General features: G+C 34.3%; 17 protein-coding genes. 11 read left to right on the top strand and 6 right to left on the bottom strand.

All coding sequences use genetic code 11. The features are described from left to right. Positions 1-217: 217 nt before the first annotated feature. Positions 218-802 (bottom strand): acetylglutamate kinase, encoded by a 585-nt coding sequence (locus tag JFL43_RS15945; RefSeq protein ID WP_407701989.1) that lies wholly within the window; start codon positions 800-802, stop codon positions 218-220. Positions 803-1,358: 556 nt separating this feature from the next. Here JFL43_RS15945 and JFL43_RS15940 point away from each other — a divergent pair. From JFL43_RS15940 to JFL43_RS15930, 3 genes are all read left to right on the top strand, one after another. Next, complete coding sequence (locus JFL43_RS15940) at positions 1,359-1,691, top strand: PadR family transcriptional regulator (RefSeq protein WP_200749798.1); 333 nt, start codon at positions 1,359-1,361, stop codon at positions 1,689-1,691. 1 nt (position 1,692) lies between these two features. After that, the gene (locus tag JFL43_RS15935; RefSeq protein WP_200749797.1) at positions 1,693-2,253 is read left to right on the top strand and encodes a hypothetical protein; all 561 of its coding nucleotides are present in this window, start codon (positions 1,693-1,695) and stop codon (positions 2,251-2,253) included. A 325-nt stretch (positions 2,254-2,578) separates the two neighbouring features. Further along, positions 2,579-3,676, top strand: coding sequence for a DUF418 domain-containing protein (locus tag JFL43_RS15930; protein WP_200749796.1), 1,098 nt, complete (start codon positions 2,579-2,581; stop codon positions 3,674-3,676). A gap of 321 nt (positions 3,677-3,997) precedes the next feature. Here the strand turns inward: JFL43_RS15930 and JFL43_RS15925 are convergent, their stop codons facing one another. Further along, positions 3,998-4,747 carry a DUF3888 domain-containing protein gene (locus JFL43_RS15925; RefSeq protein WP_200749795.1) on the bottom strand — a complete coding sequence of 250 codons (750 nt, stop codon included), beginning with the start codon at positions 4,745-4,747 and terminating at the stop codon, positions 3,998-4,000. A 386-nt stretch (positions 4,748-5,133) separates the two neighbouring features. Further along, positions 5,134-5,460, bottom strand: a complete 327-nt coding sequence (locus JFL43_RS15920; protein ID WP_200749832.1) for a YnfA family protein — start codon at positions 5,458-5,460, stop codon at positions 5,134-5,136. Between the two features lie 442 nt (positions 5,461-5,902). Between JFL43_RS15920 and JFL43_RS15915 the strand changes: the two genes are divergently transcribed. The 3 genes from JFL43_RS15915 (at position 5,903) to JFL43_RS15905 (ending at position 12,788) form a co-directional block, all read left to right on the top strand. After that, positions 5,903-8,938: an efflux RND transporter permease subunit gene (locus tag JFL43_RS15915; protein ID WP_200749794.1), complete on the top strand. Its 3,036-nt coding sequence runs from the start codon at positions 5,903-5,905 to the stop codon at positions 8,936-8,938. 636 nt (positions 8,939-9,574) lie between these two features. After that, entirely contained in the window at positions 9,575-11,308 is a 1,734-nt protein-coding gene (locus JFL43_RS15910; RefSeq protein ID WP_200749793.1) for a methyl-accepting chemotaxis protein, read from the top strand. A 220-nt stretch (positions 11,309-11,528) separates the two neighbouring features. Continuing rightward, entirely contained in the window at positions 11,529-12,788 is a 1,260-nt protein-coding gene (locus JFL43_RS15905) for an EAL domain-containing protein (protein WP_200749792.1), read from the top strand. 621 nt (positions 12,789-13,409) lie between these two features. On the opposite strand, the gene JFL43_RS15900 is transcribed toward JFL43_RS15905, so the two are convergent. Next, the gene (locus tag JFL43_RS15900; RefSeq protein WP_200749791.1) at positions 13,410-13,541 is read right to left on the bottom strand and encodes a YjcZ family sporulation protein; all 132 of its coding nucleotides are present in this window, start codon (positions 13,539-13,541) and stop codon (positions 13,410-13,412) included. 137 nt (positions 13,542-13,678) lie between these two features. On the opposite strand from JFL43_RS15900, the gene JFL43_RS15895 reads away from it, so the two are divergent. Beyond that, a complete protein-coding gene (locus JFL43_RS15895) occupies positions 13,679-13,945 on the top strand; it encodes a putative immunity protein (protein WP_325166694.1) in 267 nt (88 codons plus the stop codon). Positions 13,946-14,028: 83 nt separating this feature from the next. On the opposite strand, the gene JFL43_RS15890 is transcribed toward JFL43_RS15895, so the two are convergent. Then, entirely contained in the window at positions 14,029-14,655 is a 627-nt protein-coding gene (locus tag JFL43_RS15890) for a class I SAM-dependent methyltransferase (protein WP_200749789.1), read from the bottom strand. A 656-nt stretch (positions 14,656-15,311) separates the two neighbouring features. Here JFL43_RS15890 and JFL43_RS15885 point away from each other — a divergent pair. The 4 genes from JFL43_RS15885 to JFL43_RS15870 all read left to right on the top strand — a co-directional run bounded on the left by JFL43_RS15885 (position 15,312) and on the right by JFL43_RS15870 (position 19,373). Beyond that, on the top strand, positions 15,312-15,980 hold the full coding sequence (locus JFL43_RS15885) for a class I SAM-dependent methyltransferase (RefSeq protein ID WP_234447829.1): 669 nt from the start codon (positions 15,312-15,314) through the stop codon (positions 15,978-15,980). A 128-nt stretch (positions 15,981-16,108) separates the two neighbouring features. Next, positions 16,109-17,509 carry an HD domain-containing protein gene (locus tag JFL43_RS15880; RefSeq protein WP_200749787.1) on the top strand — a complete coding sequence of 467 codons (1,401 nt, stop codon included), beginning with the start codon at positions 16,109-16,111 and terminating at the stop codon, positions 17,507-17,509. A gap of 212 nt (positions 17,510-17,721) precedes the next feature. Next, positions 17,722-18,648, top strand: coding sequence for an LCP family glycopolymer transferase (locus JFL43_RS15875; RefSeq protein ID WP_234447828.1), 927 nt, complete (start codon positions 17,722-17,724; stop codon positions 18,646-18,648). A 218-nt stretch (positions 18,649-18,866) separates the two neighbouring features. Next, positions 18,867-19,373, top strand: a complete 507-nt coding sequence (locus JFL43_RS15870; RefSeq protein ID WP_234447827.1) for a hypothetical protein — start codon at positions 18,867-18,869, stop codon at positions 19,371-19,373. 363 nt (positions 19,374-19,736) lie between these two features. Here the strand turns inward: JFL43_RS15870 and JFL43_RS15865 are convergent, their stop codons facing one another. After that, positions 19,737-20,690 (bottom strand): DMT family transporter, encoded by a 954-nt coding sequence (locus JFL43_RS15865; RefSeq protein WP_200749785.1) that lies wholly within the window; start codon positions 20,688-20,690, stop codon positions 19,737-19,739. Positions 20,691-20,731: the final 41 nt, after the last annotated feature.

Below are 20,731 nucleotides of genomic sequence, written 5' to 3'. Positions count from 1 at the left end.
TTAGAAATGTTGCGTGATATTATAGTCACGTTTATAGCATTAGAGTATGGAAGTTTTTTCTTATTTGGATAATTAACCTAAAATTAAACGAAGATTTTATTAATGCAAGTATTACTTTAAAGTACATATTTTCCCATAATCGTTTTTTATCTAATTTTTATAAAGTGGATTTTTATGGATTTCAAAATTGTATTTCATTCTGTTTTATAATGATAATCTACCCAAACATGTTAGGGAATTGTTTCACGATTCCTTCCGTGATTGCATCTGCCATACCTAAAGCTTGTTTCTGAATTTCATCATACACTTCAATACTCTTCTTATAATTATTGTTAATCATCAGTACTGCTTCTGACTTTGTTAAAGCTAAATGTGAGTAAAACATTTTCCGAACTTCCTCTTCACATAGATATGGGTTTATTCTACTCAAGAATGCCGCAATTTCATCAGCGTTGGAATACCATTTTTTTTCTGCTGCGATTGCAGCTTGTTGATCACCTGCAATAGCTGCTTTGACAAGATCTGCTGCAATTACTAAATGTTCCTTTATTAAAGCACTAAATTCATCCCCTATTTGATTTCCATAAAAAGGTCTAAGTGCATCTCCCATGTCAGTGGCATTTTGAAGCAGCCGTGCGATTACTGCATCTACATCAGGTGATTTAAAGTTTAAGCTCAATATTGTCATCCTTGTCCAAGCAACATGCTCCTCCCACAACTTACGCATATTGCTTTTCAGTTCAACCTCAGCTGGACTAATGCATTTTGTTGGTCCTAAATGATTTGAAACATATGTGCACATCGGGATGTAAATATTTTGACCAATGAAAAGATTATTCGGGTCTACATAAGGATTAACTGCATAAATATCATATACAGAAATATTAAATCGTTGAGCTAATAGCCAGTAATTATCACCAGGTTGGATTGAATATCTACATACACTCAATGGATAATTGTTCATATTAATCTTTCCCTCCTTTTCAGCAACTGTATTAATCATTTAAAAAATACTAATATGAATATTTACATAATATTCATATTGCTCTCGTTTCATGCCAAGAATATATCAGCCACCCAGCGCAACTATTTACTGGTTCTAAAAATCACGGTAACCGTATAATGATGATTTCTACAACAAAGCCTTTAAAAAAAGATGGATAAATTTGTTGTATTTAAGCCGTTCGTAAAGCGTAAATAAGTGCTTTATGAACGGCTTTTTTATAGGCTAAACACGAATTTAGCCATAAAATAAAAAAAATTTATACCTAGCCTCCATTTATACATTGCTTTATAAGGTATATGTGTTTTATAATCTATTTGTACCTAACAAAGCAAGGTATGAAGGAGAGAATCACGTGGAAGTTGATAAGGAAATATTACGAGGATATATCGACACAATTATTTTAAGCTTGCTTTACCATAATGATATGTATGGCTATGATCTGAGCAGAGAAGTCAAAAAACAAAGTCAGAATTCATTTGAATTAAAAGAAGGAACACTATACCTCTCATTTAAACGACTTGAGAAAAACGGCTATGTTACGAGTTATTGGCAAGAGGGTAGTGCAGCAGCAAGGAGAAAATATTATCATCTCACGAATTCTGGAAGAGCTTATTTAAGCCATAAAAAAGAAGAATGGCTTTTCATGAAACAATTAATGGATCAATTTTTGGAAGGAGTCGAATAACATGACAATAAGTAAAGATACAAAACAAAAAGTTAATCAATTTGTGAAGCAGAATACACAGTTAAACGTAACGGATAGCGAAGAGCTTACGTACTTTGAACAACTTGCCTTTCATGCGAATAAAACATTGGGAGAAGCTAAAAAGACGGCTGCTAAATTTAAATGGACATCACAAAAGAATCAAGAAGCTCAGGAAGATTTAAAAAGCTATATGGCCGATTATATTCATGATTTGGTTGTAGAAGATGGCTTATCTGAAGCAGATGCATTTGAAAAGGCAAAGGCATCGTTTGCGGTTGAAAACCCAGACAATCCAATGCTAGAAAGTAATGCCAAGTGGTTGCATTATTACGAACCAAATGTTGAGGAAGCTATCGGTTTGTATTACGGTGCATTCATGTTCATTGGTCTAACATTAGGGGCGCTTTTGGGTGTTATTTTGCAGATGGTTGTTTTAAAAGAGGGTATTGGTTTATTGTTCTTTATTATAACTGGCATCGGTTTAATGTTAGGTCTTGGATGTGGTATGTTGAAAAATGCGAAAATCAGCTTGAATCGCTAATGTCTTTCTTAAAGAAAAGAGTATTCAATTTCTACTCCTCCCGAAACAAGCCTAACTTCAACCCTGATGACGACCATATTTATGAGGTTATTTTTCAGCTCCTTCACAATTTTGATGAAGCGCAGCTATTAAAGAGCGGTATTGACAAACAGCTCGAAATGGAGAAACTTTATGCGCTTACTGATGGCTTGAACTTCACGCTTTGTTAGAACTTGCACGCATAGATGACGGTAAAGTACGTCGTGTGATTCAGAGACAAATTGAGGGGATTTGAGCGTCTTTCAAGTAGATAAGCTCTCACACGGACGTGAATTAGGAGGGTTTTATGGAGCAATCCAAACGCATTCGTTTGCTCGATGTGCTTCGAGGTTTTGCCATTATCGGCACACTCGGCACGAATATTTGGCTGTTTGCCCAGCCAGGGGTTTTGATGTCATCCGGAGGGTGGCTTGACAGTTTTGAGGCGTTTCTTGCTGCCTTACAATCGGTGTTTGTCAACGGCAAGCTGCTCGGATTGCTGACAATTATGTTCGGTATAGGTTTAGAGCTAAAATACCGAAAAGCACAGCGAAACGGATTGCCTTGGCTGCCATTTTACATATGGACAATGGCACTTCTGTTTTTAGACGGCTTACTGCATTATCTTTTTGTGTTTGAATATGACATTTTAATGAGCTATGCACTTACTGGCATCATTGTCGCATTTCTGATCCGCAGCCGAGAAGGCGTGATGAACCGCTGGATGAAAGTCTCTGCAATTGTTCATGCGATTGGTGTGACCATTTTTTCCCTTCTTTGGATGGCTGTCCTCCGCGATGAAAGCTTTATTGCCGAGATTGCTGTAGGGTTCCGTGAAATCGAGGAACTCTACACTGAAGGCGGCTATTGGGAACAGGTCGCTTACCGTCTGCTTGACTTTATCGGTTTGCGCGCCGAAGCAATCGCCATTCTGTTTATGAACATTGCACTATACATCGTCGGCATTCGCCTCTTCCGTAGCGGCGCCTTTCATGCAAACGAGGAAGGCCGGTGCATCCGGAGACGACTGTTAAGATGGGGTCTCGGCCTTGGTATGCCGTTAAACATGCTGCTGCTTGTGCCAGGTGGACTATTCGATTTGCTGGTCCGCTACTTGTTCGCCCCAATCCTATCGCTTGGCTACATTGGCTTGCTTGCCTGGATGCTTGAAAAAGCGGCACTAAGTTGCTATGTGTTGCAAAACATCCTGGCCTCGCTGTTATTTTACAGTTGGGGTTTTAGCCTTGCTCCAGTTCATAGTGTGTACGCCATTTTAGCAACATGGATCGGTATCAGCATCGTGATGATGCTCGCAGCCCACCTGTTCGTAAAAAAAATTGGTACCGGTCCACTCGAATGGTTGTGGCGTAAGCTTTCATATATGCCGTTTAAGCGAAGAATTTGAGGGATGAGAAAAATGCGTTTGCCCTAAAAAGATAGTGGCAGGCGCTTTTTTTGGGCGAGGTCGATTAAGACAAGACCATAAAAACTGAATCACCACAAATGTATGAGCCTTTTTTAGCCCGAAATTCATGGGTGTTAAAAACGATCGTTAAGCGAAATAATTTTTGGTAAGAAGGAAAATAGCCCAAGTGACAAAGGGAAATTTATATTAATATACCTCCATCTAAGTACAATTAATACTGGTACTTAGATTGGAGGTATTTTCACTTCCATTATAGTAACCAAAAAGATGGATTGTTAGCGTAACAAGAAGCTACTTCTATTACATATACCAAAGTAATTCATTTTTCATTTTTTTACCTTTCACACTTTTCTTCTCCTCAACGATCCAATCCTTATTTTCCTTTTTCACCATAAAGACTGTGTTAGTTCCATCAGCTCTTTTAAAGAGAATATATCCTTCGTTCCCTTTAATAAAAGTAACAGGGGAAATTATGTTTTTATATGGGGGATGTATCTCAGGATTGAGAATTTTTTCAACTATCGCCTCGGCAATGACTGAAAGTGATTTGTATTCTGTATATTTTTCTGCTTTGAACAGTAGCTGGTTATAATTATACTCTGAATAATGCTCTGAATTTAAATGAAACGATTGTTTTATATCTCCAATAGACTCTTTGTAAAATCGTAATAATTTCTTTTCATCTTCATCGCCCTCGTGCGTATAGCTAATCCTATTAACTCCCATTGGACTTATTTTGAAGGTCATTGTTTCCTTACCATAAGGAGGGTTGTGGGCAGCCTCAAAAGTGGTCACTAGTACTTTCACTGTAAAATCAAATCCACCGTCAGAATTCCTTTTAATACTGATTATTTTTGCGTCATACAAACCATACTGTTTTGAATAGCCATAATATTGCTCTATTCCTTCTGTAATATATGGGTCAAGAGTCGTCAGCAATGTATCATTAAGTAATTTATTATCTACATCATTTTGGCTTGCTTTAAAAAAATGTGGTTGGGTAAATAAAATAATAATGCCGAGTAAGAAGACTAAATAAGCTTTTCTCAATAATAAACCCTCCTAAACGAAAATTCAGACTTAGGATTTCCGATATTGAAAAACAAATACATATCTCTACCTATAATAGAACAGCAGTGCATTGAAAATCCTTAGCATATTGCAACCTTCACCAATTCTATTTCACCATTTTAGTTATTAATAGTGTCATTGCCATTTTTGCAATTTGATTTGTTTTCCACTCAATAATATTGTTATTATTTTTGTGAATTCCGGCTTTTATTGCAACTGTTCCCTAAAATCGTTTAAAAGCTAACAAGTAAGGTGTGTATTATTTTAACAAATATAAGGAAGAGCATATTTTCAAGGGAAATTAATGAAAACATGCTCTTATCATATGTAAAAAAGTATGTACGAAAGAAGCAGGTTATTCCTTATTATTGACGTGGTGCTAACAACATAACCGAAACACCCACTAAGCATATACCTGCACCTATCCAATCATATAAGTCAGGTGCTTTTTTATCGATGCCCCATCCCCACAATACAGAAAGAACGATAAACACGCCTCCATAGGCAGCGTAAACTCTACCGAATGATGGGAAAGACTGAAATGTAGCAATTACACCGTATAACGCCAACGCTATACCTCCAAAGATCCCCCAATAAAACGGTTTACTTTCTCTTAACCATAACCAGATGAGATAACCTCCACCTATTTCAGCAAGTCCTGCAAATATAAATAATACAATAGCATAAATCATTTTCAAGTCACGTCCTTTATCACATATCACCTCGATTATAATACCATACTCCAGTAACAACATATTTGAATCATCATTTTCAATTCACTGACTTTTCCTTTTGTCGTTTATCAAGATTGTTTTTTCAAAAGCTACAACAATTGATCTTGATAGAAGCGAAGAATAATATGTTTATTCGTAATATAAAGAGAAGCAGGTGAATAGAAATAGCAAGAGGATTTTCAGAATTTGAAATGGAGGAAATTGAATAAAAAATGCGTTCATTTTTATCAATCATTTTACAAAACATACTTTTACTACTTGCTCTTATAGCAATGAGATTAGCTTGAATTTGATCAACCTTAATTATCAAGCCGCAACTTTATTTACTCCAATTACTAATATATGTTAATATAAAAAATGGTTATATTTTAATAAATTGATAATTAGAGGTGGTATTTGAGTGGAGTTTTTTACAAAGTGGTCATTTAAGAACAAAGCTGCGGTTTCATTAGTAACGATTTTTATTTTGTTGATAGGGGTAGTTAGTTACTTTAAACTACCGATGGAATTTTTACCTTCTGCTGATAATCCACAAATTACGATTATCGCAATGGGGCAGGGCACTGATTCAAAAACAATGGAAACGGATGTTACTGACCCAATTGAAAGAGCTGTTACAGGATTAAAAGGAAAGAAATCTGTGAGCTCCGTAACTGGGGATGGCTTCTCAAAGATAGATTTATTCTTTGAATCTGGCTCTGATATGAAACAAGCAAAAATTGATGTTCAAGAAGCTTTAGGTAACGTAGCATTACCTAAAAATATTGCAAAGCCGACTGTTACACAACTTAATACCTCAATGATTCCTATCTCAGCTATTGCGGTTACTTTTAAGGAAGGACTAACAGCTGAAAATCTGGACTTTGCTAAGAAAGAATTAGAGCCTCTATATAAAGATATTAAAGGCGTTTCGAGTGTACAGACATTTGGAATTTCGGAATCTATTCTTTCAGTTAAAGTGGATAATGACAAATTGGCTCAAAAGCAAGTCTCTATTCAAGATGTTATGAGCGTTCTTAATGGCCAGAATACAGCTCTTACCGTCGGCGAGAAGGTAGTTGATGGAAAGACAAGTAATATTAAGGTTATCGGAGATTTAACAAGTATTAAAAAGCTCAGAGCGTTAAAGGTCACTCCAACTGTGACACTTGGAGAGATAGCAAAAGTTGACGTAGCGAAGAATGGCAATCACATTAGTCGTTATAATGGGAAAGAAAGTCTTCAAATAAATGTTACTAAAGATAGCCAATCAAATGCTGTGACGATTAGTAGAGAAGTTGAAAAAGTAACAAAAGAAATAAATGAAAAGTATCCTGATCAGGAGTCAACTATCTATTTATCTACAGCTGACATGGTGGAAACTTCTGTTCAGACAATGGTCAAAGAAGTGCTACTTGGTGCACTGTTTGCCACCATTGTGATTATGGTCTTTTTACGAAATGTACGGTCTACATTTATTACAATCGTATCTATACCTTTATCTCTCGGCTTCACTTTATTTTTGTTGTCATTGTCGGGAGTAACGTTAAATATTTTGACACTAGGCGGTGTCGCTGTAGCGATTGGTCGATTAGTAGATGATAGTATCGTTGTTATCGAGAATATTTTCCGCAAAATGCAACAAGAGAAGTTTTCAGTTCAATTGGTGCTAGATGCAACAAAAGAAGTAGGGGTAGCGATAACAGCTTCAACACTTACTACTGTAGCCGTTTTCTTACCGGTCGCTTTATTAAACGGCGGGCTACAAGAATTTCTACTACCATTTGCTTTAACAGTGACTTATTCTTTACTAGCTTCTTTAATTGTCGCATTGACTGTTGTACCGTTAATGAGTGCAAAATTACTAGAGAAAACAAAGTTGCAAAAACATCGACCAGCGAAGCGTTTTACTAAGCTTGTTACTTGGTCATTAAACCATAAATGGATAGTCTTAATTGTTACCGTGCTGTTGTTTGTCGGTTCCATTGGTACATATTTCGCTATGCCAAAAGGTGCGATTGATAATTCTACATCTGATTATGTGTCAATGACATTAACTTATCCAAATGATGAGCCATTTGATAAAGTAAAGGAAAAAGCGATTGAACTTGAAGAAACGGTTCAAGATATGACTGAAGTGGATAGTGTCTTCATGCAACTTGGAAACTCTGCCGAAGGTGCCCAATATGGGGCCGTTGGGTCACCTACAGAAGCGACTTTCGGTATTTTATTAAAAGATAAAAAAAGCATAGATACAGTGTTAGAAAAAATCGAAAAGCAAAAAGAAAATTATCCTAATGGGAAACTTACAGCTAGCGCTTCTTCACTAATGATGGGATCTGCAAAGACGAACATTACGATAGATGTGACTGGCAACAATATTGAAGATATAGAAATAACTGCTAATAAAATTAAAGAAAACGTTCAAGATATTCACGGTGTTGAGAAAGTTACAACAAATCAAGATGAAAAGAAAACTATTTACACGTTCAAGGTAGACCCAGCTAAAGGGAACACAGAACAAATAGGTCAACAGCTTGGTGTCATGCTTAATAGAACTCCTATCGGCAATGTTACGTTAGATGAAAAGCAGACACCTGTAGTTCTTGAACCAATCTTTGATCCTAAAAACAAAAAAGATTTAAAGAATATTCCTGTTATGACAGAGGCTGGCTTAGTTCCAGTGTCAGAAGTTGCTTCACTAAAGAGCGAAGAGACTTCAACAAACCAGTATCATAAAGACGGAAAAACGTATCTTCAAGTAACAGCATCGGTAGATCCAGCTAAACTTTCTGATATTGCAAGTAAAGTAAATCTTGAGATATTTGGAGACAAGGAGAACAAAGGTCTTGATATTCCAAAAGACGTAGATGTTTCTATTGGAGGAGCTAGCGCTCAGCAGGCAGATGACTTTACTGATTTGTTCTTTACGATGTTAATATCGATAGGTATTGTCTTCTTGATAATGGTTATAACGTTTAAATCAATTAAAGCACCTATTGCGATTTTATTTTCATTGCCGTTTGCTGCTATTGGAGCGGTGTTAGGATTAGTTATTAGTAGAATTCCAGTGGATGTTACAGCACTATTGGGTGCGCTTATGTTAATTGGAGTTGTGGTGACAAACGCGATTGTGCTTCTAGATCGAGTCAAACAAAACGAACAAAAAATGATTATTCGTGATGCAGTTGTGGAAGCGACAGCTACAAGATTCCGTCCGATTATTATGACTGCTGTAGCAACCATTTGTGCAATGCTACCTCTTTTATATAAAAAAGCGGAAACAGGAAGCCTAGTTTCACAAAGCTTAGCCATCGTTGTTATTGGAGGGCTAGCTGTTTCTACATTGCTCACTCTTATCGTCATTCCATGTATATATGAATTACTGTATTTTAAAAAATCAAAAAAACAAAGAGAGCAAAAGAGCGTCCCTGCTAGCGAAAACATCGAAATTTAAGGGAGCTGAATAAAAAAGTTTGTAGAGAAAGAAACTCTTTCTTTACAAACTTTTTTTATTTTAGGTGAATTTGAATCTACAGTTTACTTATAAAAAAATATTAAATAGAAATCCAAGAGTTTAACAAAAGAGTTGCAGAAGCGACTCTTTTTTATTTTACTTGCGGGTAAAATAATTTAGATAAAATAAGATTGAAGATATCTAAAAAATCCAAATAAAACATTTAAATTATTTTTCGCTAATGAATATAGCGTATATCACCTTGAAAAAATGAACCATTATTATTTCGAGATATTTCCATTATTTTAGCTTAGAACAAACTTCAGTTCTACTCGATATTCCTATAAGGATTAAATTCTGGGTTACATACTGCATTAAAGAAGTTACAAAATGGAATTGGGCATAGATAAATTAAATACATTGCTGTGTTTTTTCGAGATTTCGCTAGTTTGTAAGCATTTCTCCATCAATTCGCTTTAAAAAAAGTAATCCATTCTATGAATATTCATTACTTTTTTACTATACGAATACATTACATATACATCCTTAGTATTATTTAACATTGCATATTTTCTGAATATTAGAGATAATTAATATGTAAGGCATAATTTTACATAAAATTAGGAGGACTAGTAAATGAAGATACGTAGAAAGCTTTTTATTATTTCAGTGTGCCTATTATTAATTCCAAGCTTAATAATAGGCGTAAGCAGTTATTATTCTGCTAAAAACAATTTGGATGAATTGGGAGAAAAAATACTTAAAAATAATGTAGAGATGGCACTCCAATTAATAGACTCGATGAATTACTCAGTTCAAAAAGGAGATATAACTTTAGAAGAAGCACAAGAAAAAGTAAAGCAATATTTACTTGGTGATTTACAAAGTGATGGTTCTCGTGAGCTAACTACTAAAGTAGATTTAGGTACGCACGGATATTTTACAGTTCATGGATTAGATGGACTAAGAATAGCTCACCCTTCTACTGAAGGAAGTAATGGTTGGGAAAGCACAGATAAAGATGGGAATTTTATAACACAAAATATTATTAAAGCAGCTCAAAATGGCGGAGGCTTTACGTACTATACATGGGAATTACCAAACCAACCCGGTACAGAAGAGACAAAAATAACATATAGTGCTTTAGATCCGAACTGGGGAGTTGTTGTAAGTGCGGGTACCTATATGGAATCATTTAATAAGGGAACTGACGCTATCCTATTAACGATTACGATTACACTTGGTGTGAGTGTCTTAATAGGTATTATTGTAATAATTTTATTTTCAAGACACTTAGCTATTCCACTTCAACTAATCACTGAAAGTGTGAAAAAGATTGCTAGTCAAGATTTATCTTTCAGTAGAATCAAGGTTGCAAACAAAGATGAGTTAGCCGAATTAGCCACTGGAATAAATACAATGACTACAAATTTAAAAGAGGTTATCGATTCCGTTTCAAGCTCATCGGAACAAGTCGCAGCTACATCGGAACAACTCACTGCTAGTAGTGAACAAACTAGTAGGGCCTCAGAGGAAATCACTGAATCCATTCAACAGATTTCTTCAGGTCAAGAAAGCCAATTGTTTGGAATGCAAGAAGCGAAAAACTCAATTTTACAAATTTCATCCAGCATTACAGAAATATCAACTAATATTAAAGAATTAAATGATCTTTCCACTGAAGCTTCTAAAGTTTCTTTGTCCGGGAATGAAGCTATTACACAAACAGTAGAACAAATGAGTCTTATAAATAATCAGAATATTTTAACAACAAAGTCGATGCTTTTGCTTGAAAGTAAATCTCAAGAAATCGGTGAAATTATTAATGTGATTACATGCATCGCAGATCAAACGAATTTACTTGCTTTAAATGCAGCGATTGAAGCAGCGCGAGCTGGGGAACACGGTAAAGGATTTGCGGTAGTAGCTGATGAGGTAAGGAAATTAGCTGAGGAATCAGGAAATGCTGCTAAAAACATTTCTTCTTTAATCGGTGAAATTCAAATCAATACAAAAGATACGGTACGAACTGTGAATGAAGGGGAAATTGTAATTGAAACGGGTATGAATTATGTTACAAATGCAGGGAAAACATTTGAGACAATTGCAGCTGATGTAACATTGATTAACAATAAACTATCATTCATCTCAGCAGAAATTCAAGAAATTAGTGCTAATACAGAGGTCCTTGTAAACGAAGTAGATAAAACAAAAGATATTACTGAACAGTCAACAAGTTATACACAAAATGTAGTAGCAGCCGCAGAAGAGCAGTATGCTTCGATGATCGAGATGACTGCCGCTTCTCGTTCTTTGGCAGAAATGTCAGAGCAACTTCAAGATCTAGTTTCAAATTTTAAATTAAGATAATAAGATACTTTATTTTAGAACATAGTATCTCTGTATTATATTTACACGTAATAAAAATAAATCATCTTATAACTCTAAATTTGCCTAAGCAAATGATAAAACGTAGGCAGAATCATGATAAATTTCAAAGTAAATAGTGACATATATTAACGAATAGTAAATTGAAGACTATAAATTTCATACTGAAAGTAACTTTTAAATCTACGTTTAGGAGAAAAAGATGGAATTACTTTTTGATAAGAAACATTCGGAAGCCAAACATTATCAATCAGAGCTTCTCCAGTATCTAGAAAGATCTAATAACTACATCGTTGCTTATTTTTCTATTGAACGATTAAAATGTATTACAACATTTGAAGCAAATGGTCGTGCATTGGTCAAATTGATTATAAGTAATGTTATGAAAATGATTCAACTTAAATTTCCAAATCAACCACATTTAATTTATTCTATGGAGGGAAATGAATTTGTATTGATTTTTGACAATCCTGATCCATTTGTCTCACATGATTTTATTCGAAAAGGTATCAATGAAGTGGTAAAAGATACTGAAGCACCTGTTGAATTAGAGGTGTCAATTGGTATTACTCAAAGTTTTTTTAATATGAAAAACGGTCAAATCGTCTTAAATAAGGCTTATTATTATATGTTGTTCGATAAACTGAAAAGTAGAGCAAATAATCAAATTAATATCGGGAAACAAATCTCTTTTGAAACCGCTTGTAATCACTATCAATTAGAACGAGATCTCAAACTAGCTTTTACAAATAGGGAACTATACACAGTATTTCAGCCAATAATTCATAAGAATGGAAGCATAGCATTTGAAGCGCTAGCCCGTTGGAAATCACCAAAACATGGACAAGTTGGACCAAATGAATTTATCCCGATAGCTGAAAGGTCGCTACTAATTGAAAAAATAACTGAACAAATAATACGAAATACAGTTTCAATAATAAACAAGCATAAAGAGATTAAGTATATAACCGTGAATCTCTCCGCTAATGTAATTGCTAATGATAATTGGTTATTAAACATCTTAGATACTATTATGGCAGAAACTAAATTTGAGAGAACTGCACTCGCCTTTGAAATAACAGAACAGCTTACTCTTACCCATAAGCACTGGGATTCAATAACGGCTATATGTTCACTAGGCCATTCAATATTTATTGATGATTTCGGTACTGGTCAAACAGGTATAGATCATTTACTAAATTCGTCGGTGAATGGTGTCAAATTAGATCGGAAATTTATTTCAGAATATATGATGGAAAATAAACGAAAATTTATAGTATCTACAATTGATCTGTTGAAAGCCTTAGACTTATTTGTTGTTATTGAAGGGGTTGAATTCCAATCGCAAAATCAGTTCATACAAACCGTAAATTACGATGCCGTTCAAGGCTATTTGGAATCACCACCAATCGAAGAGTATTTGATTCCAAATTACTTAGAATCAAAATTAATAATCGAGTAATGATGTCCCAATCTTCTTCACATAGTCATCAAGTATAAGCTGGTAAAGTGAGCTCTATTAGAGAATTCTATTTTAAATACTTTGAACATCGCTTCTGCCGCAACATTATCATAATGAAAACCCTCGATGCTTGCTTCATTGCACGTTTGTTGATGCGGTTTAAATTGTGCAACTGTGTAATTAGAAACTATTCATTTTTGTTTAATAATGCATTCAATTTTTAAATAGGATGCGTTTTCTTTATTCCATTGTTGAAAGTAGAAGATCCTTAAGGTCGTTGCAACTGCAACATAAAGACTGTATCGCCACTAAGCTAAGATATATTTGTATGCCCATAACGAAAAATTTCTTATTCTATTTTAAAACAAAAATAACGGAGCTAGGGATAATCTAGCTCCGTTTTAAAATGATTCAGTAAAATTCAAATACTCACTTTCTATTTTAAAGGAATTGGTGCACTATCTACCAATTAGGCAGACCTTCCACCTTCTCAGTTACTTATCTTCTCGATTCATTATGTAAACAAAGAAAAAAAGACAGGTTATAAAAACCTGTCTCTAGTGGCGGAATTTGGTTTTATGCTCAAAGCTCTACAGCGTAGTTACCTTAACAGTGACAGTCTTAGCAACCACCGTAGTTTAAGAAACTTGCGCCAACAATAATTAATAGAATAAACAGAACGATGATTAAAGCAAATCCTGATCCATTTTCTCTATTATCTCTATGATCTGATTCGAATCCACCATTACCCATACTGAACACCTCCTATTGATGTAATAGTTTATTCTATGTCAATAATGAATGTTTGTCTGATTCATTTGTTTAGTTTTAAGAAAATATTATAAAATCACTGGAATGTTAAAATAATTTAAGATGAAGGATGAGCGTAAATTGTCGAAGCAGAAATTTATAGATTCAGATATAAAAAAGCAATTGAAGCAGGCTGTGCGTGGGTGGAAGGAGAAATTACTGTAGGGGATGCTCGAAAAGCTGCGTTTGCTGTTCATGCTACAATCCGTGAAGCAGACGATAATGCAGCTATTGCTAAAGTTCGATCAGTAAGACAAGCTGTAGCAACGGCGCATACGTCCATCTTCGCGTTCAAGTCAGTAGCATATGTGCATAGGATCGAATTTGACTTTGCAAACAGCTATTAGAGCTAGGAGAGAGTATTTAGAGGCATAATCGAATAAAAGACGTCTATTCACTTTCGAATAAACGTCCCGATATTAATTTAAACTTATTTAGAAATTATGAATACACCGCCACAATGGGATATCGGGTGAAATTCTATTTTACAATGCGCTTCAAAAATTTTACTAAACACTTCATGAACAAAATAAAATTCGTCATCATCCCAATAATTAATACTATTCTGACGACATACTTCTAATTGTTCCTTCGTTTCAAACGCAATATCACCAATATAGAGTTTTCCTGATGTAGTAAGCAATGTGAGCAATTCTTTAATTAACTCTACTTTCTTTTCATCTGTGAAGTGATGTAATGCATATGTGGTTACAATGGCATCAAACTTTTTGTTTCTGATTGAATCTGGTAATCCATTTGAAAGATCCCATTGAATTAAATTGGCTTTTGGCATTTTTGATTGTGCAATTTCAATCATTTTAGATGAAAAGTCTAACCCATCAAGTTGATGACCCTCTTCATATAACTTATTTGTTAACACACCTGTTCCAAATCCAATATCTAAAACTGACGATTCTTCTTTTTGCATGATTTCATTAAAAATTGTACCTAGAATAGCTTTATATCCAGCAAACGGATATTGATTGTTTTCTTCACTTAGCTGCACAGTTTTATCATAACCGTCAGCCCATAAATTAAATCCTTGTTGATTTAGCATGAATGCTCCCCCTATAAATCATTTTGACTATTAAGCAATTACTTTGTTTAAGCAATTACTTTGTTTAAGCAATTACTTGATAGCCAGATCCTCTTTTGTACCTACGATTTGATTACGATTATTGAATATGAAATTTGCCATAAAAACCCCACCCTTCATTGATGAATAAATTATATCTATATTTCTATATATTCACAATTATTGTTTTGATAATCTGTATTTATAAGATGAGTTTTTTACAGGAACAGAAGAGAATTAGGTCTTCATATGTAATTCCGTGCTCGATAAGGAAGCTGATTTAAACGTTAATAAAAACAGAGGAATTGTGTAATCTTATTGAAATATTTGTAACTAAGGGGTTACTGTAAATAACAAGAGGTAGTGCTGAAAGCTATTTTAATAGGCTTATATGACGCTTGAAGCTTAAGCGTATAATTCTACATGTTTTACGCTTAAGCTTTATATTATGGTTGCTATGGCTATTTAACGATAGAATCATAAGAAAGTAACACAAAATAAAAATGCATTGATACTTACACTTAACATGCTTGTAACCATTTTTTTACACATAACTGATATGCTTATTTAGCAAGGGATATCAAAAGAAACTGGGTGATAGTATGGAGGAAATTTGTAATTTTGAGGATGTAAAACGTATGTTAGACAACTTGCTACGGGAATCAGAACCATTTTGGAATGCATTTTATACAGATCGTCAAAAAAACATTCCATTCTTTGAAAATAAACCTGATGAGAATCTGGTTAGCTATTATGAACAAGGAGTTATAAAACCGGGTAAAGTACTTGAACTTGGATGTGGGCCAGGTAGGAATGCAATTTATTTGACGGAAAAAGGGTTTAGTGTAAATGCGGTTGATCTATCCGAAGAATCTCTAAAATGGGCTTTAGAAAGAGCAAATGAGCAGGGAGTTCATATTAATTTTATCCAAAAGAATATTTTCGATTTAAATGTTCAAGAATCAGAATATGACTTCATTTATGATTCAGGATGCTTTCACCACATTGCACCACATAGAAGAATGGATTATATTCACTTAGTGAAAAAATCCCTTAAACCAAATGGTTACTTTGCCATTAATTGTTTTATAGAAGGCGGACCACTTGGAGGCTCCAGTATTTCTGATTGGGAAGTGTATCGTATAAAAAGTTTACAAGGTGGATTAGGATTCACTGATATTAAACTACAACGCATTTTCCGAGATTTTGCATGTATAGAAGTACGCAAAATGAGGAGTGTTAACGTAAACGAATCTGTTTTTGGCGTTGATGGTTTACTAACAGCGATTTTTCAGTTTAGATGTTAAGGGTGTTCTATATGTTCTTATTAGATTTTGAACCTCTTGAAGTCCAACGAGTTGCAATAATTTAAAGTTAAAATTATTGGTAAATTACTCCTAAATGGTATAATAATTTTAAAAATGGGGTTGTTTTCATGTTGTGTGCTTTAAAGGAACGACTAATTAAAATGAGCAATTATCTTTTGAAGAATGAAATAGAACTATTAGAGGAAGCTATTAATTTTGCTCATAAAGCACATCATGGACAAAAGAGGGATTCCGGAGAACCGTATATCACTCATCCGTTAGCGGTTTGTGAAATCCTGTTAGAGTATAAGGCTGATGTAACTTCTCTAATTTCAGCATTACTTCATGACGTATTGGAAGATACGAATGTTTCGATCTTTGAAATTGAACATAAATTTGGTAAACAGGTCTCTACAATAGTACAAGGCTTAACCAAAGTTGAGAAAGGGAAATTCGAAACAGAAGAGTATAATGCTATAAATACAGAGAAACTTCTTTCTGCTTCTTTAAATGATATTAGAGTCGCAGTTATTAAAATTACAGATAGGCTGCACAACATGAGGACACTTGCCGTTAAAAAAGTTGAAAAGAAGATTCCTTATGCAAATGAAACAATAAACTTTTTCTCACCTCTTGCTGAGAGGTTGGGGTTATATAAGTTTCAAGAAGAGTTGGAGGAATTAGGATTTAGTTATCTGAACCCTCCAAAATTTAATGGGGTTAAAAAGATAATAAACAATTACTCCATTATATTTGAAGACATTTTTAATAAGTGTTCTGAAGAGGTGAAGAGGGAAGGAGATTCTCTAATAATAGATCTGGAATGGATAAAAACGCCATCGTATAAATCTTACTCATTATTAGAAGAAGAACGTGCCTTATCTGAATTATTTTCAATAAAAGTGATTACATCAAAAATCAATTGCTATAATGCCCTAGGGGTTATACATAGCTTATATACGCCTATAGAACATCATTTAATAGATAATATTGCAGTAGTGAAAAGCCCATTTTTAAAACAATTAAATACAAAAGTCCTTATCAATAATGTCGCAGTAAACATCATCATTCAGAGTGAATGTGATAAAAAGTTGAATGATACTGGAGTATTTGAGTTGTTGAAAGATGATTTAACTAATAGAGAGATAATGACTTTAAGTAGAAATTTGTTAGGAGACTCAATACTAACTGTAAAATCTATTACCAATACCTCAATAGAATTTTATGATTTGATTGCATTTGAATTATTCCAAAGTGACATTACAGTTTGTACACCAAAAATGGAAGTGATTCTATTACCAAAAGGCTCAACTATTATTGATTTTGCATTTTCATTAAATCCAAAATTGGCTACAAGTATGTCTTACGCAAGAGTAAATGGCGAGATTATGCCAATTAATACTGTCATTAATGATATGGACATTGTAGAAATACTTACGACTAATAAAAAGATGGTCAGATCTGATTGGTTAATTCATGCCCAAACCTCGAAAGCAATTAAAGAAATTAATGAAGTATTAAATATGTAATTTATAAAATAGTTATAACAAAGGAGTTGCAGAAGCAGCTCTTTTTTTGTTGACCTTAGAAAAAAATGCTCATAATACTCCTTAGCAACCATTTGTGCAATTCTATCGTTATAACTATTAGATTTTACGATTTTCATTAAAAATCATGAAGTTTAACGGAGATTCCAATAAAAAAGTAGTTACTTTAACTTGAAATGATTAGGAGAATGAATATGAAGGAAGAAAAGTGGTATAAAAAGAAGAAATTCCGACGTATCGTACTTGGTACTGTACTGTTATTGTTATTAGGAATAGGGGGCTATGCGTTTAGCATATTTAAGTCTTTCAATTCCGCTATTGAAACCATGCATCAGCCGATTGAAAAAACAAATAAGAGAGATAATGATATATCTATGCAAAAACAAGATCCTTTTTCTGTATTGATGTTAGGGGTAGATGAAACAGCAAACAATTCAGGCAGGACAGATACCATGATCTTACTAACTGTCAATCCAAAAGAAGAATCAGTGAAAATGTTAAGTATTCCTCGTGACACAAAAACGGAGATAGTAGGGAATGGCACTGTAGAGAAAATTAATCATGCCTATGCTCGAGGCGGAGTAGAGATGTCAATTGCAACAGTCGAACACTTCTTAGATATGCCTATTGATTATTATGTGAAGATCAACATGGAAGGCTTTAAAGACGTAATCGATGCGCTAAATGGTGTCACAGTCGTAAATGATATGGATTTGACTTATAAAAATGATCATTTCCCAAAAGGCGAAATAGAGCTAAATGGCAAGAAAGCACTAGTGTTCTCGCGTATTCGATATGAAGATCCTCGAGGTGACTTTGGTCGTCAAATTAGACAAAAGCAAATCATTCAAGCCATTTTAGATAAAGGAACAAATCTATCTTCGTTATTAAAAATAGATGATGTCCTAGGTAAATTAGGTGAAAATATTAAAACGAATTTCACTTTGAAAGAAATGCTAAGCATTCAAAAACAATATAAATCATTAAATAAAAACATTGAACAAATTCAATTTAAAGATGGTAATGGAGGAAAAGAAGCGGGTGTATGGTACTATTACCCGGACGAAACTGAGCTAAGTGAAATTAAACAAACGTTAAAAGGTCATCTTTTATTAAAATAGAAATTGAAGGCATATATTAAAATCCCGTATCCTGTGTGGAATACGGGATTTTAATATACTCTTCTATCTAAAGATTAAATAGTATATTTAAGAAAGGCTCATAAGTCCATTAAAGAAACTGTATAAATAAATACGCACATTTTTTATTAAAATGTAAACGTTACTTATTTTCTAAAAAACAAGGGGGGATTTGCATAGAATTTGTCAGAGACTATGCAATGTACATAGCGATTTTCGGCGTATTTGGATCAAGCTGGTTTGGCTGGGCACAGGAAAAACCGAGAGAAAGTTGGCGAAAGTATCTTGGAATCTCATCAATATTCTCGCTGTTCTTCGGCTTACTCGGCATCTATTTAAGCGTGACAAATTGGAACGAACAAAGCGTATTGTCAAAAGCGGGTGTATTCAAGAATTACTTAATCTTCGTATACATCGAATTCTTCGTAGCAGCAATCGGCTCATTCTTATTGATTAAATATAAAAGAAAAGACTATATTGCGCCTTGGGTTGCATTTATTGTAGGTATTCATTTTATCTGGTTAAAAAGTATCTTCCAAGACGTCAGTTTATATTTTTTAGCTGCACTTCTCGTTAGCGTCTCAATCATCTCCATATTTCTTTCTAAAAGATTAAATGTTGCTAATAGTGCCATAACCGGTATTGGAGCGGGTACAGTTCTATTTTGCTTTGCAATTTTAGGATTTATTCGATTCTTATTGGCATAAATCATTATGTTTTTTTATTTTCACGTCCTACACTTGATACGTTCGACTCACATAAGAGTATCAAGAGCCTTTCTGGGGAGTTTTCTGAATGAGCCTCTAAAAAGTATGTAGTAGGCTTTAAAAGGCTTCTAAAGCGCTTTAATGAACTTTTTCTAGGCGTGTATTGCTTGGAGCGGTCGTTTCGTTGTTATTATTTGCATTGTAGGGAATCGAATTGAAATATAATCTTGTTGTTTTGATGTTGTGTCATGAATACAAGTTAATTTAACAGCAAAAAACACAGTTCAGTATTATATGAACTGTGTTTTTTGGATTATAGCTAAATCATTTTGCTTAAAGTGGAGTAATCGTCTATACAAACTTTCATGTTTTAATACTTTTTCTCTTTCCATTGACCAAACTATTTACAATCATTCCGATAATAACAAGTATCATTCCAAACAATGATAGTCCTTTTGGGAATACTCCGTTTAACAAGATAACTTCACCAAGAAAAGTGAAGATCATTGCACCTGCTTGCGTTGATTCAACCGCAGCAAGCAAACTCATATTGTTTTTTGCCATATCTGTTGCTAAGAAGAAAAGGATACTTGCAATTACTCCGGAGGATAAAGCAAGCGCCAATGCTTGAACAAATTGTGATCCGGTCGGTAAGCCTGCTGTAGCTGTTCCATAAATCCCAAATATAATCGCAACCGGTAAACTACTAATGGCCATGCCTAATGTACGTTGGAAGGTATCGATTCTTCCTTGACACAGCTCCATCATTTTACGGTTCCCTAATGGATATAAAATGGCAGCAATGACAACGGGTATAAACCCTAATAAAAACGCTTTAACACTAATATGACCTGCCTGATTTACCTGCATTAAAATCACGCCAATAAGAATGATGACAGACACACGTAAGCTTTTAAAAGGAATCGCTTGTCGAACTCTTTTAGCCCCATCTGTGGACGGTACCGTTACAAAGAATAACGGAGAAAGTAATGCCCCTGCTAAAATGGTGACTTGCCACGTACCTGATGTTAACCATGACGGACCGTACACTGCAGCAAAACTTAATAATGAATAAAAGCCTACACCACCAATTGTTCCCCATAAAAACCACTGAAAAGGATTTTTCGCCATTTCACGAAATAATTGCCCTAGGTTTTTCCTGAATGCTACGATGAGTAGTAGGAATGGAATGGCTAAAATAAACCGTAAAGAAGCCGTCCATGCCCAACTTGTTCCATCAAGATTCATTGCACGATTTATTATAAAAGTAGCTGAAAAAAATAGGGAAGATAATATCCCAACTAATACTGCTTTCATCAATAATCACCTCATTTTTGTTTCTGTAACTCACGGTAATA

The sequence above is a fragment of the Viridibacillus soli genome (genome assembly GCF_016612995.1).
Classification (GTDB): Bacteria; Bacillota; Bacilli; order Bacillales_A; family Planococcaceae; genus Viridibacillus; species Viridibacillus soli.
This window is presented reverse-complemented; position numbering and strand designations above follow the sequence as displayed.

Bases quoted from the DNA above. Each gene is read 5' to 3' on its own strand.
- JFL43_RS15910 (WP_200749793.1), top strand. From the start codon at position 9,575: ATGAAGATACGTAGAAAGCTTTTTATTATTTCAGTGTGCCTATTATTA.
- JFL43_RS15870 (WP_234447827.1), top strand. From the start codon at position 18,867: ATGTACATAGCGATTTTCGGCGTATTTGGATCAAGCTGGTTTGGCTGG.
- JFL43_RS15930 (WP_200749796.1), top strand. From the start codon at position 2,579: ATGGAGCAATCCAAACGCATTCGTTTGCTCGATGTGCTTCGAGGTTTT.
- JFL43_RS15865 (WP_200749785.1), bottom strand. From the start codon at position 20,690: ATGAAAGCAGTATTAGTTGGGATATTATCTTCCCTATTTTTTTCAGCT.
- JFL43_RS15905 (WP_200749792.1), top strand. From the start codon at position 11,529: ATGGAATTACTTTTTGATAAGAAACATTCGGAAGCCAAACATTATCAA.
- JFL43_RS15900 (WP_200749791.1), bottom strand. From the start codon at position 13,541: ATGGGTAATGGTGGATTCGAATCAGATCATAGAGATAATAGAGAAAAT.
- JFL43_RS15880 (WP_200749787.1), top strand. From the start codon at position 16,109: ATGTTGTGTGCTTTAAAGGAACGACTAATTAAAATGAGCAATTATCTT.
- JFL43_RS15920 (WP_200749832.1), bottom strand. From the start codon at position 5,460: ATGATTTATGCTATTGTATTATTTATATTTGCAGGACTTGCTGAAATA.
- JFL43_RS15875 (WP_234447828.1), top strand. From the start codon at position 17,722: ATGAAGGAAGAAAAGTGGTATAAAAAGAAGAAATTCCGACGTATCGTA.
- JFL43_RS15885 (WP_234447829.1), top strand. From the start codon at position 15,312: ATGTTAGACAACTTGCTACGGGAATCAGAACCATTTTGGAATGCATTT.
- JFL43_RS15945 (WP_407701989.1), bottom strand. From the start codon at position 802: ATGTGCACATATGTTTCAAATCATTTAGGACCAACAAAATGCATTAGT.
- JFL43_RS15890 (WP_200749789.1), bottom strand. From the start codon at position 14,655: ATGCTAAATCAACAAGGATTTAATTTATGGGCTGACGGTTATGATAAA.
- JFL43_RS15935 (WP_200749797.1), top strand. From the start codon at position 1,693: ATGACAATAAGTAAAGATACAAAACAAAAAGTTAATCAATTTGTGAAG.